This is a genomic window from Mesorhizobium sp. M0028 (assembly GCF_040323855.1).
Classification (GTDB): domain Bacteria; phylum Pseudomonadota; class Alphaproteobacteria; order Rhizobiales; family Rhizobiaceae; genus Mesorhizobium.
Map to the genome: position 1 here is coordinate 1 of NZ_JAMYVG010000020.1, position 20,791 is coordinate 20,791.

Consider the following 20,791-nt stretch of genomic DNA (forward strand, 5'->3'; position numbering starts at 1 on the left):
GCTCAAACAACTCCGTCGAGAACCGGCCAGCCCGATCCTGCGGAACGCGAAGCTCCAGCACCCCGACCCGCGTCACCAGCTTGCGCTCGTAATAGCCGGACCGGTAACTCGTCCGCTCCGCCGTCCGCTCCCCTTTCTCGGCCCCGATCGCCTCCGTCATCTCGGCTTCAAGAACCTCCTGCACGACAGTCTGCAATGCTTGGCGAAAGCCGTCCTCATCCGACAACAGCAACGCTTTCAACTCGCCTCTGCTCAGTCTAACTTCTCGATTGGTATGGCACTTCCCTTCCACGGGAATCGGTGATCGCAACGTCACCACCGTGCCATGGCCGCTCGCGCCTCAGAGCAAGTGCCGTTCTCTCTCCAAAACTTTTTGCAGAACCTTCAGCACACTATCTCCGGTTGTTGGCGCATTGCGCGAGCCTTTTTCACGCACGGCTAAGGCCGTGGAGCACGCACTGTGACCTGGCGCGTTGAAGCCGGTTTTGGGATCGCCGCTTCGACTTTGATCTGATCTGGGACTGATAGATGCGCCGCGCAAGCGGCGGTGCAGGCCGCAAAGAACGGCCGCGGATAAGAGTTGGAGTCCACCAGCATCTGACCTTACCGATTTGTAACCAAATTCACACGAACGTGCGCGTGACGGCTCCAAATCCCGACATCGTTTCTGCCCAGTTTCCGGCTCCCGAACCCGCCCCGGTGCCAGAAAACAGATGTTGCTGAACCCGCCCACAAACGTCCGCTCGATTCTCATCCTCCAGACGAAATTCATCGGCGATCTTGTCCTCGCCTCCGCGCTCGCCAGTAACCTGCGCCTCGAGTATCCAAAGGCCAGGATCGTGTTCCTTTGCGAGGCGAGCTTTGCCAGTTTCCTGATGGCTCATGGCATCGCCTCGGACGTGGTGGCGTTCCGGCGCGTACGGATACGTGGCACCCCTCTGGAGCGTGGCAGCGAGCTTTATGCGATGGTGCGCGCTCTGCGCCGGTTCCGGTTTGACCTGACCATCGATCTGGCCGATTCCAAAACATCACGCATCAACGTCAGGCTCGTCAATGCCAAGACCCGCGTCGGATACGATCCCCCCGGAAAACCGTTGCGCTGGTTGGAAAGCCAACCCGCCAACGTCGCAGCCAAACCGTTTGGCTTTGGTGGCCAGCATTATCTCTATCGCTATCTTTCGCCGCTTGAGGCGCTTGGCGTGGAGTTGCGTGCGCAGGTCCCAACGATTCAACCGCTGCCGTTGGAGACCGCCCGGGCGTTGGCGCTCCTTGACCGACATCATCTTCGGCCTAACGCCTTCATAGCCGTTCATGCGGGAGCGAGCTTCCGGGGGCGGCAATGGCAGCCGGAACGTTTTGCGCTGGCGATCGACGAAATTTCGCGGCAGACCGGGTTGGACTTCCTGCTTGTCGGTGGCCCCGATGACCGGGCATCTGCCGAGCGCATCATCGCCAAGGCCGCTTCGCCAGTCGTCAACGTCGTCGGGGCGCTGTCGCTTGCAACGCTGCTGGCGGTCCTCGGACAGGCACGCCTGTTTCTCGGGAACGAGAGTGGCCCGATGCACATGGCCGCCGCCGTGGGAACGCCGGTTGTCGGCCTCTTCGGCCTGACCGACCCGGCGGTGTGGGGTCATGTCGGCGTGGCCAATGTTACGCTGCGGCCCTCCATGCCTTGCGCGGGCATAGCCAGGGACCTGTGCCGCCGGCCCGATCCGAGCAAGGCTTGCTGCGTCTGGCGGCTAGAGGTCAAAGCGGTTGTCGACGCGGTGCGCGCGATCCTTTCACGTACGGTTAAGGACGTGGAGCACGCATTGTGACCTCGCGCTTGCCAAAGGTCAGGCCCACGGTCAAATTGCCGCTGCCGACGCTTTTGCAGGGGCATCGTCCCGATTTCCGCCTTGATGCCGGTCTTGGGGTCGCCGCTTCAACTTTGATCTGGCCGACCTGGAAACAATCAATGCCCCTGTTCCAAAAGCATTTTTGCGCAGTTGCGATATCGCTTTGGGCTGTCTCTCCCGGCAATGCCCAGTTGCTTGTCGAACCGGCGCTGCACATCAAGGCCGAGGTGGGCAACGGCCGCGTCGCGCTGACGCTCGATGCCTGCGGCGGGCAGACCGACACAAGGATTCTCTCGGCGCTGGTGGAAAACAAGATTCCCGCCACCATTTTCGTCACCGGCATCTGGCTGAAGCGCAACGCCGCCGCCGTCGAGATCATGCGGGCGCATCCCGAACTGTTTGAATTGGAAAACCATGGCGGCCGTCACGTCCCGGCCGTCGACACGCCGCAAAGGGTCTACGGCATTCGCAGTGCCGGCAGCCCGGAGGCCGTGCTGGCCGAGGTCGAATCCGGTGCCGCCGCTCTCGCCGTGACCGGCGAACCGGCGCCGAAATGGTTTCGCGGCGCAACCGCCGAATACAGCCCGTCGGCAATCGCAATGATACGCAAGCTTGGCTTCAAGGTCGCCGGATTCTCGATCAACGGCGACGGCGGCTCATTGCTCGGTGCAAAAGAGACCGCCCGGCGCATTGCCGCGGCAAAGGACGGCGACGTCATCATCGCTCACATCAACCAGCCGACCCATGCGGCCGGCGAAGGCGTGGTGCAGGGGCTTCTGGCGCTGAAGGAGAAAGGCCTTACCTTCGTGCGGCTCGACGATGCCGACGGTGTCGGCGATGAAGGCACCACCGACTGATCAGTCGGGCGTGGCCTCAATGATCACCTTGTTTGGATAGAACGCGCCGTGATCGCGGATCTCCGCCATCTCGTCGAAGGGCTGCTCATAGGCCCACATCGCATCCTTGCCTGCATCGCCGGCGGGCAGCACGCTCCAATAGCTGGCATCGCCCTTGTAGGGGCAATGGGTCGAGAGCTCGGTCTTGCCAAGCTGTTTGAAGTCGATGTGGTCGAACGGAACGTAGAAAACAGGGGAATAGGGCGATTCGGTCAGCACCTTGACCTTGCCGGATGAGGCGATGATGACATCGCCGGCGCGCACCGTCACGGTGCCCTTGTAAGGCTCGATGGTGATGATCTTGCCGGGATTGCGCTGAAAGCCGGGTGCCGGGTTTGCGATCTGGTCCATGTCGAATCTCCTTGCCTCAACCCCAAGGTGTGTCTAGCAAGAGCCTTGCGCAAGACCTGCCTGCCACCAGGCGGGCGTCGCCCGCGGGGGGAAGTCTCGCCTCTTTCTTTCGCTTCGCCGAAAACTCAGGCGGCGGCCTGGAATGCGTCCATCAGCCCGGCATAGGCGGCGGCAATACCGGCGACCGGATTGGTGCTTTTCGAGGTGGTCTCGACCTTCAGCGCACCCCCGCTGGCCGGCAAGGTGAGCAACAGGAACTGGCGATTGCCGCTATCGCCGACGCAGGCGGCGGCGACGTGCTGGCTTTCGCCCTCGTTCTCGACGCACATCTTGAACAAGAGCGTGCCGCCGACCGCTTCGAGGGCGCCGCCGACGACCTCGACGAATTCATCTTCGGAAATGGTTTTCGCGTCATGAATCAGATCGGCCTGCACGACATCGGCCGCCATCAGATCGGCCAGACCTTCGGCAAGCGTATTTTCCAGGGCTTCGTCGTCGAACTGCGGGTCCATGCGAACCTCTTTCATTCGCCAATCGCGCCCCGCCCGTTAATCAACGTTAACGCCGAGCATGGCCGGATTGTGGCGAATTCTGCCTCATTTCGCTCTGCGCACCGGTCCAGCCCGGTCACGGCTGGACAATCCGCCGGTTCGTTCCACAATGGCGCAAAAAATAACAGGAGGGAACAAAATGCGCGGGCTGATGCAGGAATGGCCGCTGCTTTGCCACAAGCTGATCGACAACGCCGAGAGGCAGCACGGCCGACGCGAGATCGTGTCGCGCTCGATCGAAGGGCCGATCGTGCGCAGCACATATGCCGAAATCCATCATCGTGCCCTGAAGGTCGCCGAGCGGCTCGAGCGCGACGGTTTCGGGCTTGGCGACCGTATTGCCACACTGGCGTGGAACACCGCGCGCCACATCGAGGCCTGGTACGGCATCATGGGTGTCGGCGCGATCTATCACACGCTCAACCCGCGGCTCTTTCCCGAGCAGATCACCTGGATCATGAACAATGCCGAGGATAAGGCGATCTTCGTCGACCTGACCTTCCTGCCGCTGCTCGAAAAGATCGCCGGCGCGGTCAAGTCGCTGAAGCGGGTTATCGTGCTGACCGACAAGGCGCATTTGCCCAAGACTGCGCTGCCCAATGTCGTTGTCTATGAAGAATGGCTTGCTGAAGCCGACGGCAACTTCGCCTGGAAGACATTCGATGAAAACACCGCCGCCGGCATGTGCTACACCTCGGGCACGATGGGCGACCCGAAGGGCGTCCTCTACAGCCATCGTTCGAACGTGCTGCACGCCATGATCGCCGCGATGGCGGACGCCATGGGCCTGTCGTCACGCGATACCATATTGCCGGTCGTGCCGATGTTTCATGCCAACGCCTGGGGCCTTGCCCAGAGCGCGCCGATGATTGGCGCCAAGCTGGTCATGCCCGGCTGCAAGATGGATGGCGCTTCGCTCTACGAGCTGCTCGACACCGAGAAGGTGACCTTCAGCGCCGCCGTGCCGACGGTGTGGATGATGCTCCTCCAGCATTTGGAAGACACCGGCAAGAAACTTCCCTATCTGGAGAAAGTCGTCATCGGCGGCGCATCCTGTCCACGCGCGCTCACGACGAAGTTCCAGGACGATTACGATGTCCAGGTCGTCCACGCCTGGGGCATGACCGAGATGTCGCCGATCGGCACGCTGTGCACCCTGAAGCCGGACTATGCCGGGCTGAAGGGCGAGGCCCGCCTCGACGTCCAGCAGAAGCAGGGCTTTACGCCGTTTGGCATCGAAATGAAGGTAACGGACGACGACGATAACGAACTGCCATGGGACGGCAAGACCTTCGGCCGACTCAAGGTCCGCGGGCCGGCCGTCGCGCGCGCCTATTATGGCGGCATCGGATCCGAACAGTTCGATGAAGACGGCTGGTTCGATACCGGTGATATCGCGCATATCGACCCCGGCGGCTACATGCAGATCACCGATCGCGCCAAGGACGTGATCAAGTCGGGCGGCGAATGGATCTCGACCATCGAGCTCGAGAACCTCGCTGTCGGCCATCCCGACGTGGCGGAGGCCGCCGCCATCGGCATTCCGCATTCCAAATGGGGCGAGCGGCCTTTGCTCGTGATCGTCCGCAAGCCGGGCAGGGAGCCGACCAAGAGGGACATCCTCGCCTTCATGGACGGCAAGGTGGCGAAGTGGTGGATGCCGGACGACGTCGCCTTTGTCGGCGAAATACCGCACACCGCCACCGGCAAGATCCAGAAGATTACCTTGCGCCAGCAGTTCCGGGACTATCGCCTGCCGACGGATTGACCGGAGATGCGGCGTCTTTTCGCCTTCAAGCCGCTGCTGAAATCCACTATGCCTTTGTTCGGGTTGGGGCAGCGCAGAAAACAATGATGGTAATTCCCGAGCGACAAACGTCGAGGGCTGCCGGTTGGTCGCGGCGCACCGGCGCTTTTTCGGCGGTCCTGCTGCTGACGGTTCTCATCGGGCACCGATATGATCTCGTCGAGACGCCGGCTTTCCTGGGGGTGCTCGGCATTGTCGCCTTGCTGGCCGCCTTTGCGCTTTTGTTCGCCGGGTTTGCCTTTGCGCGATTGTGGAATTTCGGTGATCGCGGCGGCCACGATCTGACCGTCGGGGCCTTGTTGGCGCTTCTGGTGCTCATCCCTTACGCCGTCGCGGCCTATTGGGCGGCGATCTATCCGCCGTTGCGCGACATCTCGACCGATTTCGACGACCCGCCGGCGCTCGATATTTCTACCCGGACAAAGGATATGAACGAGCTTTTGCCGCCGACCCCGGGCGAGCAGCGCCTGCAAACCGAAGCTTATCCGCTTGTCACCGGACGCAGCTACAGCTTGCCTTTCGATCGCGTTCTGGAGGCGGTCAAAACCGTGCTTGATCGGCGGGGCTGGCAGCTCGCGGCGCCATTTCCCGAGGCAATAGGGCAAAGCGACGTGACGATCGATGCGGTCGCCAAGAGCTTCCTGCTTGGCCTTCCCGCCGATGTCGCCATCCGTGTGAGCGATGATGGCGATGCGATCATCGTCGATATGCGCTCGGCCTCGCGTTTCGGCCGCTGTGACCTTGGCGACAATGCAGCGCGCATCACCGATTTCCTTGCCGAGCTCGACCAGGAAGTCGCGGGCCAGGTTGGCGTGGCGCCGGCGGAATGATATTTGATCCTATTACTTTGCCGGCGCAAACATGCCGTCTATGGCCGGCGCGCCATTGGTGCGGACCAAGCCACGCGTCACCAGATCTTCCAGGTGGGCGAGCACCGACAGGCCGGCCGCGCCATGCAGACGCGGGTCGGTGTCGCGATAGATCGCCTCCACCATGTCCTTGATCGTCCGGTCACCGCTATTGATCCGCTCCAGAATCGCCCGTTCGCGCATTTTGCGATGCGTTTTCAACTCGCGCATTAAGTTGCGCGGCTCGGTCACCGGCCCGCCATGGCCGGGCAGCAGCAGCCGGTCGTGGCGTTCGATCAACCGATCGAGCGATGTCATGTAGTCGGCCATGGCGCCGTCCGGCGGCGCGACGATGGAAGTCGACCACGCCATGACGTGATCAGCCGAGAAAAGGATGCCGGTTCCTTCCAGCGCGAAGGCCGCGTGATTGGCGGTATGGCCGGGCGTCAGCACCGTCCGGATCGCCCAGCCATCACCTCCGATCACCATATCATCCGGCAGCGCGACGTCTGGAACGAACTCGATGTCGGCGCTTGCATCGAGCGGATTGACCTCGCCGGTGCGCAACGGCCGCGCCGGGCGATGCCGGCCTTCCGCCAGAACCGCCGCACCGGTGTGCTGCTTCAGCCGCGCCGCGAGTGGCGAATGGTCGCGATGCGTGTGACTGACGAAGATATGGCTGACCGGCCTGGTCCCGATCGCTTCGAGCAGCGTTCGAAGATGTGCGTCGTCATCCGGACCCGGATCGATCACCGCCAGCGTCTCGCGTCCGACGATATAACTGTTGGTTCCGTGAAAGGTGAACGGGCTTGGGTTCGGGGCCGTGATCCGAAGCACGTCTGGCGCAACGGTCACGCCCCGACCATAGGCCGGGTCGAAGCTGGTATCGAATTTCAGCGCCATAGCGACGTCGCGACCTTTTTTGGGGGAGGGCAAAACCGATTGCCGCATAGCACGGAAGCCAATATAGGAAAACGCAAGGCCGCGTTCGGCGGCAATCCGGAACGGGGAAGACCATGGCTATTTCAACGACGATGCGTCCGCTTATTTCTCTCGCTCTGCCTGAAAAGGGCGCGACCCGGCTGGCGGGACAGCTTTTGCTGGCGATCGCCGGAACGCTGCTGCTGATCTTGTCGGCCAAGACGAAGGTTATGCTCGGACCGGTCGATATCTCGATGCAGACGCTCGCTGTCTTTCTGATCGCCGCCGCCTTCGGAATGCGCCTCGGCGTCGCCACGCTGCTTCTCTACATGGCCGAGGGCGCATGGGGCGTTCCGGTCTTCCAGAGCACGCCGGAAAAGGGCATCGGCATCGCCTACATGCTCGGTTCGACCGGCGGTTATCTAGCCGGCTTCGTCGTCATGGCGGCGATCGTCGGCTGGGCTGCCGACCGTGGCTGGGATCGCCATCCTATCAAGCTCTTCAATGCGATGCTGGTGGCCGAGATCGTCATGATGGCGATGGGCTTTGCCTGGCTGGCGCTGTTGATCGGCCCGGAAAAGTCCTGGCAGTTCGGGGTGGTGCCCTTTATCGTCGGCGATCTGATCAAGGTTGCGCTGGCCGCGAGCCTGGTGCCGGCTGCTTGGTCGCTGCTGAAGCGTTCGTGAATCCGTTCAAGAACCTGCATCGCTGTGCCATGATCGGGATTTCGTGGCTTGCTGGCAATTTTGGCTCAGTAACGGCCTATCGAAACATCTTTTTATTGCAAACTGGAATGGCTCTGCAGGCATCTGTTGCGACCCGTCACATTAGCTTCAAGTCGGTGGACTAAGCACCAGAACAACCGGGGATCGCCGCGCCAATGTAACCAAAGAGCTACGCGTCACAGCGAATTTCCCGATATCGCATATCGGGCAGCTGAAAAAGAAAGCGGCCCGATGATATTTAGGCATAGCTAATTTCATGGACAATTTGCGGGTAATTTTTCTATGAACCACCCTGATTCTCGCGGCATGGGTGCTTGCTGGCATCGACACACTGTCGTAACCCTTGGCGCCGATATGCCCGCCCTGAGAGGAGACACGTGATTACCGCGGAAAACACACCGAGTAAGGCGACCGCCCTGTCGTCAGAGCCGACGGCCGCGCCGGCAACCCGCTGGTACGCGGCCAGCGTCTTTCCCGGAAAGGAGCATGTCGCCGAACGGCATCTTCGGATTCAGGGATTTCAGCCGTTTGTGCCTCGCTGCGAGAAAACCGTGCGTCATGCCCGGCGTCTCGAAACCCGGTCTGCGGCGTATTTCCCGGGCTATATGTTCATCGCCCTTGACGTTGCGCTGCAACGTTGGCGCTCGGTCAATGGAACATTCGGTGTGCGTTCCCTCGTCACGCAAGGCGACCGGCCTTTGCCGGTCCCCTCGGGTCTGGTAGAGCGTTTCATTGCATTGACCGGTAAGGACGGGCTGCTTGATTTCAGTGGAGGCCTCGCAGCGGGCGCCTCGGTCCGAATCCTTTCGGGCCCTCTCGGGGAAACGATCGGTCGCCTTGACCGGCTCGATCCAGCCGGAAGAGCCCGGGTTCTGGTGGCCATCATGAATGGCGAAATCCCTGTCGACTTGGATGCCAGGGATCTCGTAGCAATCGCGTAGCCGCAAACATCAAGGCGGCGTCGTGATGTAAATTGTTGTAGGATGCGCTCTCGGGTTTCACCCGGGAGTGCGGTAGCCGTCGTTCGGTGGGGAATTGGCGCTGTCTGGCAAGATCAACTCATCGGCGCTGATTGGGAGTACGCGGTATGCGAATAACAATGATTGGTGCCGGCTATGTAGGGCTCGTCTCGGGCGCCTGCTTCGCCGACTTTGGCCATCAGGTCTGCTGCGTCGACAGGGATGCGGAAAAGCTTGCCATGCTCAAACTCGGCAAGATACCGATCTACGAACCAGGGCTCGACGACCTCGTCACGACCAACACCGCGCAGGGCCGCTTGCGTTTCGACGACAATCTGGCGGATGCGGTTTCTCGATCGGATGTAGTCTTCATCGCCGTGGGGACGCCGTCACGGCGTGGCGACGGGCATGCCGATCTGTCCTTCGTCTACGACGCGGCCGCTGAAGTTGGTCGCGCACTCAGGGGGTTTACAGTCGTGGTGACGAAATCGACCGTCCCCGTCGGTACCGGCGATGAGGTGGAACGAATCATCCGCGAGCAAAATCCCGCTGCCGATTTTGCGGTGGTCTCCAATCCGGAATTTCTTCGCGAAGGATCGGCGATCGAGGACTTCAAGCGGCCCGACCGCATTATTGTCGGGACCGATGCCGAAAAGGCCAAAACAGTCATGGGCGAGATCTACCGCCCGCTCTCGTTGAATGCCGCGCCGATATTCTATACGAGCCGACGTTCGGCGGAGCTTACCAAATATGCCGGCAACGCTTTTCTGGCCATGAAGATCACCTTCATCAACGAAATTGCCGATCTCTGCGAGCGGTTGGGGGCCGATGTGCAGGACGTCGCGCGCGGCATCGGCATGGACAATCGCATCGGCGCAAAGTTTCTTCATGCCGGGCCGGGCTACGGTGGCTCCTGTTTCCCGAAAGATACGCTGGCACTGGTCAAGACCGCGCAGGACGCGGCAAGCCCCGTGCGGCTTATTGAAACGACAGTCTCGATAAATGACCAGCGCAAACGGGCGATGGCTCGCAAGGTGGTCGAGGCCTGCGGCGGCTCGGTTCGCGGCAAGACCATCGGTATCCTCGGCCTTACGTTTAAGCCCAACACCGACGATATGCGCGATGCCCCCTCATTGGCCATCATTCAGGCACTCAGGGATGCGGGCGCTTCGATCAAGGCCTATGATCCGGTCGGTATGGAGCAGGCACGCAAGATGATCGAGGGCATTGAATTCGGGGAAAGCGCCTACGCCGTAGCTGACGGCTCGCATGCGATCGTCATCGTCACCGAGTGGAATGCGTTTCGATCGTTGGATCTGAAGCGGCTCCATTCACTTATGGCGACGCCCGTGATGGTTGACCTTCGAAACGTCTACCGCGGCGAGGATGTGGTGAAGGAAGGCATAGCCTATTCGAGCGTCGGCCGAGAGCGGCACCTTGTCAAGTGAACGTCCAGGTTTTCATGGGGCCCGTCTCGCGGGATTCAATTTGAATACCACCACGAGCCCTTTGTCCAATCCAAGGCATTTCTTGCTTCGGTTGCGCTTCCAGCTGCTTGGCGGATTGACATTCGCCATTCTGCTACCCGCCCTGATCCGGATGTCGGTCGATCCCCGCGTCATCTGGTCACCCAACATGCAAGTCACCATTTTTGCGGCATTCGTCGCTCACACGTCCGGCTACATGCTCTATAAGCGAATTGGCAACTTCCCGGGCGTCGCAGCGGCTGGCTACATCTTGCCCACCTTCGCCCTGACTTACGGCCTCGTGTTCGTGACCATCTTCTTCTTTAGATTCGACTATAGCCGGTTCCAGGCGGCGGCGAGCTTCATTCAATCGACTCTTTGGTATTTCGGCCTGAGCTTGGCCACTCGGCGGCTCGACTCATACCGGCTGGCGATAATTCCTGGAGGGGATGTCGACAGGTTGGAGAGCATCCCAGGTGTGAGCTGGCACAGAGTTAATTCGCCCAACACAATTATCGAGTATGCCAGCGGCGTGGTTGCTGATCTGCGGGCCGACCTTTCAGATGAGTGGGAGCGATACATCGCCGACCGCGCACTGTCAGGAACGCCAGTATATCATGTTAAACAAATAAGAGAGTCGCTCACAGGCCGCGTCGAAATCGAGCATTTGTCTGAAAATACGTTAGGGTCGTTGAATCCAAATCAGGCTTACTTAAAAATAAAACAGGCGATAGACTGGACGTCTGCGTTGTTTGTGCTTGTTGTATTCTCACCATTGCTGCTCTTCGTGGTGATTGCCGTAAAGATCGATTCACCTGGACCTGCGCTATTTAGGCAGAAGCGAATGGGCTACGGGGGGAATCCGTACGAGGTCTACAAATTCAGAACGATGAAGCTTGGCACCGCTTCCGATGACGAGAAGGAAGAGGCTATTACGAAGGCTGGGGACGCGCGCATCACTCGTGTCGGGCGATTTTTGAGAAAATCCAGGATCGACGAGTTGCCGCAGGCTATCAATATTTTGCGCGGCGAAATGAGCTGGATCGGGCCACGCCCGGAAGCACTCGTACTTTCAAAGTGGTATGAGGCGGAGCTTCCGTTCTATCGATACCGGCATATCGTCCGGCCTGGCATCACTGGATGGGCGCAAGTCAATCAAGGTCATGTCGCGGCGGTAAGCGACGTTCTAGAAAAGCTTCACTACGACTTTTACTACATCAAAAACTTCTCCCCGTGGCTCGACGTGCTGATTGTATTTCGTACCATCCGAACCATGCTGACGGGATTTGGTGCGCGTTGAGCGAGGATGTTCTAACCTTCTTAACGCCGTGTGGAATAGATATCCCAAAGAAAGAGTGTTTCCGTTGAATCTAAATTCGAAGAGAATAGCTATTATAGGACTGGGCTACGTCGGGTTGCCACTTGCCGTCGCATTCGGGAGGACCCGTGAGGTGGTCGGCTTTGACATCAACGAAGCTAGAGTTGTTTCGTTGAAGAGAGGCGAGGACGTGACATTGGAGACAGATAAGGAGGAAATGAGACTTGCCTCCGGTTTGACCTTCACCACTTCCGTGGCCGATCTTAAGGCCTGTGGCATATTCATTGTCACTGTGCCTACGCCGATTGATAGGGCCAACAGGCCCGACTTGAAGCCGCTGATTTTGGCTTCAAGGACCGTTGGAGAGGCGCTCTCGCCTGGAGCAGTTGTCATTTTTGAATCGACGGTCTATCCGGGCTGCACCGAAGAGGTTTGCGCCCCATTGATCGAACAGGCATCAGGTCTCCGATTCAACCGAGACTTCTTCATAGGATACAGCCCTGAACGAATTAATCCAGGTGACCGAGAGCACCGGCTGCAAACCATTGTCAAGGTGACTAGTGGGTCCACTCCTGAAGCAGCAAAGGCCATTGATGAGCTGTACGCCTCAATTGTGCCAGCAGGAACGCATCTTGCGAGTAGCATTGCGGTGGCTGAAGCTGCCAAAGTGATCGAGAACACGCAGCGCGACTTGAACATTGCGTTGATGAATGAGCTTTCTTTGATTTTCGGCAAGCTCGGTATTGATACATTGGAGGTGTTGGATGCCGCAGCCACCAAGTGGAATTTCTTACGGTTCACCCCGGGCCTAGTTGGCGGTCACTGCATCGGCGTAGATCCCTACTATCTTACCCACAAGGCGCAAGAACTCGGTTACCATCCAGAAGTCATACTCGCAGGCCGTCGAATCAACGACGGCATGGGAAAACACGCAGCGGATCAGACAGCCCGCCTGATGATGCGCAAAGGAATACCCGTCGTCGGCAGCCGAGTTCTTGTGATGGGCGCAGCCTTCAAGGAAAATTGCCCGGATTTGCGAAATTCCAAGGTCGCCGACCTCGTCGCACAGTTGAAGGAATATAACGCGCAGGTTGACCTCTGGGACCCTTGGGTCGATCCGCAAGAATGTGAACGAGAACTCGGTGTACTGAGTGTGAAGGATATCCCGGCGGGGGCCTATGACGGCGTAATTGTTGCGGTAGGGCACAGGCAATTTCATGCGCTGGGCGCTGTCGGTCTACAAACCCTTCGCAAGACCCCGGGTGTCATTTTCGACATCAAGGGCCTGTTTCCCAAGGAAATTACGGATGGACGCTTCTGATGAAAATTTTGGTGACCGGCACCGCTGGGTTTATCGGCTATCACGTATCGAAGCGTTTGCTGGAACGCGGTGATGAGGTGGTTGGAATAGACAGCGTCAACAGCTACTATGACCCCGAAATCAAGGAAGCGAGATTGCGGTTGCTGGACGAAGCGAACCGCAGAACTAATTCTGGCTTTCATTTCATCCGCGGCAATCTGGCTGAAAAGGGCGTGGTGGACGCCTGCTTTGCTGATTATGCATTTGATCGCGTGATCCATCTCGCCGCCCAGGCTGGGGTTCGCTACAGCCTCGAGAATCCACATGCCTACGTGGAAAGCAACATCATCGCGTACACCAACATACTTGAGGCGTGCCGCGCCAGTCGTGTGGCCCATCTGACATATGCAAGTACCTCAAGTGTCTATGGGGCAAATACCAATATGCCTTTTTCCGAGCATCGCCCGGCCGACCATCCGCTGCAGTTCTATGCGGCGACGAAGCGTGCGAACGAGCTGATGGCACACAGCTATAGCCACCTGTTCGGCTTGCCCACCACCGCGCTGCGCTTCTTCACGGTCTATGGTCCTTGGGGCCGCCCGGACATGGCGCTTTTCCTGTTCACTAAAAGTATCCTTGCCGGGGAGCCGATCAAATTATTCAACAACGGCAACCATACACGCGACTTCACTTACGTCGAGGACATTGCTGAGGGCGTTATTCGTGCAAGCGACCAGCCTGCAGCTCCGAATCCCGACTGGAACTCAGCTGATCCGGACCCGGCAACCAGCAGCGCACCCTGGCGGATTCTTAATATCGGAAACAGCACACCCGTGCCGCTGTATGAGTATGTTCGCGCGTTGGAAGATGCCTTGAAAATTAAGGCGATTACAGAACTCCATCCGTTGCAGCCTGGTGACGTTCCGGACACGTTCGCCGATGTCTCAGAGATATCTAGTGCGCTTGGCTACAAACCAACGACTAGTGTGAAGGATGGCGTAGCAAGGTTCGTCGCGTGGTATAGAGAATACTACTCCATATAATAAAGGCGTCTCTTTGACACGTAATAGATCCAGAAGAGTGAGACGAATGGGAATTGCTAGGCGGTTCATAAACTTCAACGTCAAGGTCTGCCGATGGATAGACGGAGTCTTGCCTATCGCGTTGCGGCGCGACGGAAACGAGTATTTCCTTTCCCAGATGTTGCCGGGAGCATTTTCAGACGGTTCACTTATCTATGATCTTGGAGGCGGCTCTGAACCGTGCGTCAGTTTGGACGATAAGATGCGGATGAATTTGAAAGTTGTGGGTATCGATATAAGTGTTGAGGAACTAGCCGCGGCTCCAAGCGGAATATACGATGAAACGATAGCCGCCGACTTATGCCAATACTCTGGGAGAGGGGATGCCGACTCTGTTGTTTGTCAGGCCACACTCGAACATGTGTACGACACCGCGAAAGCCATTAGAGGTATTGCAAGTGTCGTCAGGCCAGGAGGCAGAGTGTTTATCTTTGCACCGTGTCGGAACGCGCTCTTTGCCCGTATCAATTTGATTCTTCCGGAGTCGATAAAGAAGAAGGTACTCTTTGCAATTTTCCCCAAAAAAGGCGAAGGGCACGATGGGTTCAGGGCCTACTATGATAAATGTGTCCCGAGCCTTATAGAGAAATTAGCATTGCAGAATGGTATGAGTGTCGAGAAGCGTAAGGTCTTTTGGATTAGTTCGTATTTCACCTTCTTCGTGCCATTTTACATATTGTGGAGGGCATGGCAGCTGGTTGCATTTGCGCTGCTCGGCAAGGATGCCGGTGAGACGTTTGCTTATGTTCTAAGGCGAAATGTGGGCGGTGGGGCTGGTGCGCGCCAAGAGTCGATTTAGGATATTTGGATTTGGTGCCAGAGAGAATTGTGTGATGCGTAGGGCCTTGTTCGTTGTCCCGATCGATCGAGCGGGCGGCGCCGAGAGGGTTGTTTCGCTCCTGGCAAAAGAACTGTCCTTAATGGATGATTGGGACGTCGAGATTGCGGTTTTGGCCGGGCCAACGCCGTCATTCTTCAGAGGGCACGTTGGCACAGCGCGGGTGAGCTATGGTGTAGGGGGAGGTCATCTTGGGAGTGAGTGGGGCCTGCTCGCGAGGCTTCGCAGATCCCGCTACGACTTGGTGTTTTCGTCACACATACGGATGAATGCGTTTTTGGCGGCCTGCCACCGAGTTGGTTGGCTTCGCTGTAAACGGTTTGTCACGCGAGAATCCACAATCTTCGCCAAGAGATATGGAGGTCTTAGATTGGCGGCATATCGAGCTCTCTACTCTGTCTATGGTAGTCAAGCTTTAATCATTGCCCAGACCGGAGAAATGAAGGCGGCACTAGAGAACGTAGCGCCTCGCAGAGCATTTGATTGTGTTACGGTGCTTGGCAATCCGATTGACGCTATAGAAGTTACTTCGATGGCCGAGCAGTCGATCGCCACGGATTTTGAAGAAAGAACTACCAACACGCCCTACATAGTATGGTGTGGAAGGATGATCGAGGTAAAGAGGCCGCTCTTAGCAATAGATACGCTGCACGAGATCGTGAGAACGACCGGAAAAAAGGTAGTGCTCGTAATGATTGGATCTGGTCCTCTCCAGGCCGAGGCTGAAGGGTACGCCGCCTCACTAGAAGTCTCGGATCAGGTGGTGTTTGCTGGGCAGCTTCAGAACCCGTTTCCTATAATGAAGGGCGCCCGTTACGGCCTGTTGACCTCTTCGCACGAGGGGTTTCCCAACGTCTTGATCGAGATGATGGCATGTGGGGTGAAACGAATTGTAACCACCCCTTGTTCTGGAGATCTTGACACATTGGCCGGAGTAGTGGTCGCGGACTCTTCCAAGGAATCTCTTGCAAAAGCTCTCCTTGAGGACCACGACGCGCTGAAAACATTGGAAGCCTATCACGCGGCGATATCGAGGCGCTCCGTGAAACAGTATCTCTCATATGTAGTCCAAGGGGAAAGTCCATTCCAAGCTAAATACCCTGACCAAGCAGGTATGGCCTAGGTAAGAAATTTCACTTCTTCATAGAATTGGAGAACTATGTGTGGAAAACGATGCTTCGACTTGTCGAGGCGATTGTTATAAGATCAGGTCCCGGCTTACTTAACCTGATCACGCTCTTGCTGATAGGTAAATGGATGCCGGCCACGGACTATGGAGCTTATAGTACCGTAGTCGCCACGTCGGGCCTGGTATCCAGCGTGGCGTTCGGTCCGTTCGCGTTCGCCATAGTCTCTCAGCATGCCAAGATCACCGCCGAAGGCAAGATCAAGGAATACGAGTCGTCGCTTGTTTCACTAAGTGCGCTTGTATCTCTAGTTCTAGCTGTACTTGTATCTGTGCCGGCATATTTTGGATTGGTGCCGTGGACGTTTATAGCGCCATTCGTAGCGTTTGGATTCTATACAACCGTGCAGGAAATATTACACGCGCGCCTCTCTCTTTGGCTTTACGGTACCGCATCTCTCGCCCAGTCTATAGCTTACATCCTGTTGGCTTGGGTGATCGTCAGACCAAATCCAACGCCATCAATGGCTCTTATCGCCTTTTCAGCAAGTTACGCCGTTGCAGCGGGCATTTCTCTTTTGCTCTCCCGGCCGGCGATCTCATTGCTGCCGAGATTCTCTGTCGTCAGGGAGACGCTGAGAGTTGGGGGAACTTATACGTTGAGCACTATAGCAGAGCAATGCCTATATCTGGGCATGCGCTATCTTCTATTGTGGTTTGGTACTGCGCAGCACCTTGGAATATTTTCGTTTTCGGTTGATTTGGCACAGAGGGTCGTCGGGTTTATAATAAATGCGTCATCCTTTATAACGGTCCCGAACGCGTTTAAGCACGCTTCGACAGGGGATACTTCAGAGTTTCGACGAACGTTAATGGGAGGAGCAGCGCTAGCCGCCTTGTGCTCTTTTGTCGCTCTTGCTGGAATTATGGCTTTTTATGAGACCGGATATTTTACCGCCCTTTCTAGTGATCTTTTTAGCCCGCTCTCCTTCGTTATAGTGTCAATTGCAATCATGCTAAACCGAACCAAGAAAATGGCAGTCGACCCAATTGCCATAAACAACCGACGTCCCCTCTCTATAGCCCTCGGATATGTGCTTGGGATCCCCATAATGATTGTGTCTTGCGCGGGCTTGACAGGCTTTGGAATTTCGCTGGGTTTTGAATTGTCATACTTTTTCGCATACTGCGCATCAACTCTCATGACATTGCTTCTGGTTAGACACCAGAGCTGGGCAACAGGAAGGATCTGTGGATGAAGCTCGCGCCGTACATACAAGAGGCTGTGCTCGGAATTCGTGCTAGAGTGAACAGAGCGGTTGACGCACGGTGGAACAACGCCCCTTTCGGAACCGCCCCACATGCCACTAGGGAGCAATACCTTGGCTGGTACCAGCAAGCACAAAAGCACGAGTTCCATGAGATTGATCGGCTCGAGAAGGACTTGGGTTACGCGATTGATCGGCAATGGCTCGATGAGCTTGCGCTTCATACGCAAATCGTAAAAAAGAAGTCCGACCTAGCCTACCCTCATGGGAGGCTGCTGTACGCTTTGATGCGCGATATGCTCAGCAATTCGGGTCTAGATTTCACAACCGTGCTCGAGACAGGTACAGCTCGCGGATTTTCGGCACTTTGCATGAGCAAGGCGATGGCTGACCACGGGGTTGCTGGCCGGATCGTTACGCTGGACGTCTTGCCACACCTGAAACGGCAGATCTGGAATTGTATTGACGACCATGACGGACCGAAATCTCGTGCCGAGATCCTGCAGCCGTGGGCTGACCTGGCTCGAAACGTTCTGTTTTTACAGGGGGACACCTTGGACCTCTTGCCCAAAGTGGGCCTGGATCGCATCAATTTTGCGTTCCTTGACGCCCAGCATATCGAAAGCAGCGTTATGCAAGAATTTGAGCTGGTTTCGGCGCGGCAGGAGAAAGGCGACATGATCGTTTTTGACGATGTGACCAGCAAGCTATTTCCTGGCGTCGTTAAGGCAGTTGATAGAATTGAGAACTCTGGGCTGTACAATGTCAAACGCCTAGTAATTTCTGACAGCCGTGCTTATGCATGGGCGCAACGAATTTGAGCTCGGTGCTTCTGAAGGGCTGCGTTGCGCCCCTTGCGTTTGAGAGAGACCTGTCAGCGTTGAGATTTGAGAACGGGTGGGCCGAATGAAAGGCCAAAACCTGATCATTACTGTGAATTTGGCTTGGAATATCGTCAATTTCCGTGCGGGCTTAGTTCGTGCGCTGATCGCGGCCGGATATAGGGTCACGGTCGTCGCTGTTGCCGATGGTTATGAGAATCGGGTCGTCGAACTTGGTTGTGATTTTATACCCGTGAAAATGGCGGAACATGGAACATCGCCGTTAGAAGACATCAAGCTGATGTTCCAGTACTACAAGATATTCAAAGTTTTGCGGCCGGATGCAATATTAAGCTTTACCATAAAGCCGAACATATTTGGTAGTTTGGCTGCTAACTGGTTGTCTATCCCGGTCATAAACAACGTACCAGGACTGGGCTCTGCCTTCTCTGGTAACGGGTTAGTCAAGCTTGTAGTGGAGCGGCTCTACCGAATTTCCTTCCGCAGAGCAGTTAAGGTCATATTCCAGAACGAGCAGGACCGTGAGCTCTTTTCCGACAGGCGGTTAGTCGAGCCAAAGAAGACGCTGGTCGTCCCAGGCTCTGGCATCGATCTTTCGCATTTCCAAAACTCGAGGAGATCGACAAATGACAATTCAGCTGAGGAATTGACATTCATTTTCGTAGGGAGGCTGCTCCGAGAGAAGGGTGTTGTGGAATTTGTCGAAGCTGCGCGGCTTGTAAAGCGTTTGCGGCCGACTTCGCGGTTTCAGATACTAGGATTTGTTGCAGAAGGGAGCAAGGCGGTAACACAGGCGGAGCTGGTAGCTTGGCAAGAAGCTGGAATCATTGAATATCTCGGATCCTCGGATGACGTCAGGCCGTTTGTTCAAAATGCTGACTGCGTTGTACTGCCGTCATTCTACAGAGAAGGAACACCCAGGAGCCTGCTTGAGGCTGCGGCCCTCAGCAGACCCATAATCACTACGGATTGGGTTGGATGTCGGGACGTGGTGGATGATGGCGTCAATGGCTATCTCTGCAGAGTAAAGGATCATACCCATCTTGCTGAACAAATAATGAAATTTATTGCTCTCAGTCCCGCGCAGAGAATGACTATGGGAGTTGCAGGTCGTGCAAAAGTAGAGCGGCAGTTTGATGAGAAAATTGTCGTGCGGCGGTACATTGATATTCTTCGAACGTGCCATAACGCTGTTGGCGGCTCTTTCGATGGCGAGCCGCAAGAGCCATAAAAGATGGCAATGCATGGGCCGCTGAACTTCTATACATGAGGATTCGTCTGCTTGGTTTCTTGAAACTGCTGGATTAGCTGCAGGTGGCTGGGGCGCCGCAGTCTTTAGGTCCTGAGGACTGCCACACCCGGTGCGCCGGATGAGATCCGGACGAAGTTGGAGCCGCAACTTTTCTGCTGGGGGCGCATGCACCGTGAACTGGGTTCGAGCGGAGCGTGGCAAGGCCTGCTCAAACCAACGACGCGGGTCGGAATGCGCGCATCAGGCGCAGGCCCCGGCCCGGAAAGCTGTCGGTGTGATAGTGTCCTGAAGGTTCTGCAAAAAGTTTTGGGAGAGAGAGAACGGTGCCACACTCTGTAGGTCAAGAGGTCAACATGGGCCTTACAGAATTGCTGGCCGAGTAGATTGCTTGGCCGCGGGCAGTCGGGCCTTAGCCGTATCATGGCTGCATACTTTAGATCGACGCCCCACATGATCCATGGCATACGATCTCACGAGATCCGCGTTCAGGAGCAGCTTCCTACTATGTTTCCAGATACAAGCCCCATTCTAAGTTTCTGCATTGCGACGTTTAATCGCCGCGAAATGGCAAGCGCGTTGGTGCGCGATATTTTGGCAAGTGACCAGCCTGTCGAAGTTTGCATCCATGTGGATGGCTCAACCGACGGAACTTTGGAAGAACTGCTTTCGATTGAAGACTCTCGTTTGACTGTTACTTCAGGAACGAATTCCGGAAGTGCGGGGTCGAGGCGAGTGGCCATTTCCAAAGCTAAGGGCAAATTTATTGCAATTTACGATGACGACGATCAGATCATCGGCCAAAATATCCCAAGCATAATTGACCAATTGATTGCCTGCACGGATAAAAGTCTATGCGGAATTGTTGTACACTACGTGGAGGCGGACGGGCGCCTCCACGGAAGTCCGTTCGTACGAAGACGAACAAACTTTCTTCAGATGCGGTTCGACGACCATGTAAAAGGAGACAAGCGTGAAATTGTGCGTTCGGAAATTCTAAAACCAGTGGTGGAGAAATACTATAAGGGAGCTCGGCGGGTACCCACTTCTCTCCTCTGGTATAAAGTGGCCCTTGATTATGACGTTATGTGTGTCGATCAGGCAATTGGGGTCAAGTGTTACTTGCCGGGAGGGCTTACGTCGGCCATTGACAGCGTGAAAAAGGGCAGTCCGTGGCCGATGTTAAGGCACAAAATGACGATCGTCGCAGGTTTTCTTTTTCGGCGGCACAGGTCGCTCAGGGCTGCGGGAAGGTCTCTACTGTCTAGCGTGTTTTATTGCGCTTTTGCATTTCGGCAGGTTTTGACTAACGGAAAGTAGACCGAGATACCTCTCAGCCGCCCAAATGTTATCCCGCTACCGCGATACCTTTCGATTGTTGCTTGACTTCGCCGAGGCGACGATTG

General features: G+C 56.7%; 20 protein-coding genes. 16 read left to right on the plus strand and 4 right to left on the minus strand.

What is annotated here, in order from left to right; all coding sequences use genetic code 11:
• Positions 1-241, minus strand: a 241-nt coding sequence (locus tag NKJ93_RS26430) for a transposase (RefSeq protein WP_352591999.1), incomplete at its 3' end; no start/stop codon positions are given.
• A gap of 472 nt (positions 242-713) precedes the next feature.
• Between NKJ93_RS26430 and NKJ93_RS26435 the strand changes: the two genes are divergently transcribed.
• Together NKJ93_RS26435 and NKJ93_RS26440 are read left to right on the plus strand one after the other, a co-directional pair.
• Positions 714-1,817, plus strand: coding sequence for a glycosyltransferase family 9 protein (locus NKJ93_RS26435; protein WP_352592002.1), 1,104 nt, complete (start codon positions 714-716; stop codon positions 1,815-1,817).
• A gap of 140 nt (positions 1,818-1,957) precedes the next feature.
• A complete protein-coding gene (locus tag NKJ93_RS26440; protein WP_352592005.1) occupies positions 1,958-2,695 on the plus strand; it encodes a polysaccharide deacetylase family protein in 738 nt (245 codons plus the stop codon).
• Here the strand turns inward: NKJ93_RS26440 and NKJ93_RS26445 are convergent, their stop codons facing one another.
• Positions 2,696-3,085 carry a DUF427 domain-containing protein gene (locus NKJ93_RS26445; protein WP_352592007.1) on the minus strand — a complete coding sequence of 130 codons (390 nt, stop codon included), beginning with the start codon at positions 3,083-3,085 and terminating at the stop codon, positions 2,696-2,698. It lies immediately after the preceding gene.
• 125 nt (positions 3,086-3,210) lie between these two features.
• Positions 3,211-3,597, minus strand: a complete 387-nt coding sequence (locus tag NKJ93_RS26450; protein ID WP_352592009.1) for a hypothetical protein — start codon at positions 3,595-3,597, stop codon at positions 3,211-3,213.
• 178 nt (positions 3,598-3,775) lie between these two features.
• Between NKJ93_RS26450 and NKJ93_RS26455 the strand changes: the two genes are divergently transcribed.
• Positions 3,776-5,404, plus strand: a complete 1,629-nt coding sequence (locus NKJ93_RS26455) for a fatty-acid--CoA ligase (protein WP_352592012.1) — start codon at positions 3,776-3,778, stop codon at positions 5,402-5,404.
• 83 nt (positions 5,405-5,487) lie between these two features.
• Positions 5,488-6,273 (plus strand): DUF1499 domain-containing protein, encoded by a 786-nt coding sequence (locus tag NKJ93_RS26460; RefSeq protein WP_352592015.1) that lies wholly within the window; start codon positions 5,488-5,490, stop codon positions 6,271-6,273.
• Between the two features lie 12 nt (positions 6,274-6,285).
• Here the strand turns inward: NKJ93_RS26460 and NKJ93_RS26465 are convergent, their stop codons facing one another.
• Positions 6,286-7,194 (minus strand): MBL fold metallo-hydrolase, encoded by a 909-nt coding sequence (locus NKJ93_RS26465; protein ID WP_352592018.1) that lies wholly within the window; start codon positions 7,192-7,194, stop codon positions 6,286-6,288.
• 113 nt (positions 7,195-7,307) lie between these two features.
• Here NKJ93_RS26465 and NKJ93_RS26470 point away from each other — a divergent pair, with 113 nt between their 5' ends.
• The 12 genes from NKJ93_RS26470 to NKJ93_RS26525 all read left to right on the plus strand — a co-directional run bounded on the left by NKJ93_RS26470 (position 7,308) and on the right by NKJ93_RS26525 (position 20,705).
• Positions 7,308-7,898, plus strand: coding sequence for a biotin transporter BioY (locus NKJ93_RS26470; RefSeq protein WP_352592021.1), 591 nt, complete (start codon positions 7,308-7,310; stop codon positions 7,896-7,898).
• Positions 7,899-8,314: 416 nt separating this feature from the next.
• Positions 8,315-8,878, plus strand: coding sequence for a transcription termination/antitermination protein NusG (gene nusG, locus NKJ93_RS26475; RefSeq protein WP_352592024.1), 564 nt, complete (start codon positions 8,315-8,317; stop codon positions 8,876-8,878).
• Positions 8,879-9,024: 146 nt separating this feature from the next.
• Positions 9,025-10,344: a UDP-glucose dehydrogenase family protein gene (locus NKJ93_RS26480; protein ID WP_352592027.1), complete on the plus strand. Its 1,320-nt coding sequence runs from the start codon at positions 9,025-9,027 to the stop codon at positions 10,342-10,344.
• A gap of 40 nt (positions 10,345-10,384) precedes the next feature.
• Entirely contained in the window at positions 10,385-11,662 is a 1,278-nt protein-coding gene (locus NKJ93_RS26485) for a sugar transferase (protein WP_352592030.1), read from the plus strand.
• 64 nt (positions 11,663-11,726) lie between these two features.
• Positions 11,727-13,001 carry a nucleotide sugar dehydrogenase gene (locus NKJ93_RS26490; protein WP_352592033.1) on the plus strand — a complete coding sequence of 425 codons (1,275 nt, stop codon included), beginning with the start codon at positions 11,727-11,729 and terminating at the stop codon, positions 12,999-13,001.
• Entirely contained in the window at positions 13,001-14,023 is a 1,023-nt protein-coding gene (locus NKJ93_RS26495) for an NAD-dependent epimerase (RefSeq protein WP_352592036.1), read from the plus strand. The genes NKJ93_RS26490 and NKJ93_RS26495 overlap by 1 nt, the downstream gene beginning before the upstream one ends.
• Before the next feature lie 46 nt (positions 14,024-14,069).
• Positions 14,070-14,861 carry a class I SAM-dependent methyltransferase gene (locus NKJ93_RS26500; RefSeq protein WP_352592039.1) on the plus strand — a complete coding sequence of 264 codons (792 nt, stop codon included), beginning with the start codon at positions 14,070-14,072 and terminating at the stop codon, positions 14,859-14,861.
• Between the two features lie 34 nt (positions 14,862-14,895).
• Entirely contained in the window at positions 14,896-16,023 is a 1,128-nt protein-coding gene (locus tag NKJ93_RS26505; protein ID WP_352592198.1) for a glycosyltransferase, read from the plus strand.
• A gap of 50 nt (positions 16,024-16,073) precedes the next feature.
• Positions 16,074-17,285, plus strand: a complete 1,212-nt coding sequence (locus NKJ93_RS26510) for a polysaccharide biosynthesis protein (protein ID WP_352592042.1) — start codon at positions 16,074-16,076, stop codon at positions 17,283-17,285.
• On the plus strand, positions 17,282-18,115 hold the full coding sequence (locus NKJ93_RS26515) for an O-methyltransferase (protein ID WP_352592044.1): 834 nt from the start codon (positions 17,282-17,284) through the stop codon (positions 18,113-18,115). The genes NKJ93_RS26510 and NKJ93_RS26515 overlap by 4 nt, the downstream gene beginning before the upstream one ends.
• 85 nt (positions 18,116-18,200) lie before the next feature.
• Positions 18,201-19,367 carry a glycosyltransferase family 4 protein gene (locus NKJ93_RS26520; protein WP_352592047.1) on the plus strand — a complete coding sequence of 389 codons (1,167 nt, stop codon included), beginning with the start codon at positions 18,201-18,203 and terminating at the stop codon, positions 19,365-19,367.
• A gap of 471 nt (positions 19,368-19,838) precedes the next feature.
• The gene (locus NKJ93_RS26525; RefSeq protein WP_352592050.1) at positions 19,839-20,705 is read left to right on the plus strand and encodes a glycosyltransferase family 2 protein; all 867 of its coding nucleotides are present in this window, start codon (positions 19,839-19,841) and stop codon (positions 20,703-20,705) included.
• Positions 20,706-20,791 lie beyond the last annotated feature (86 nt).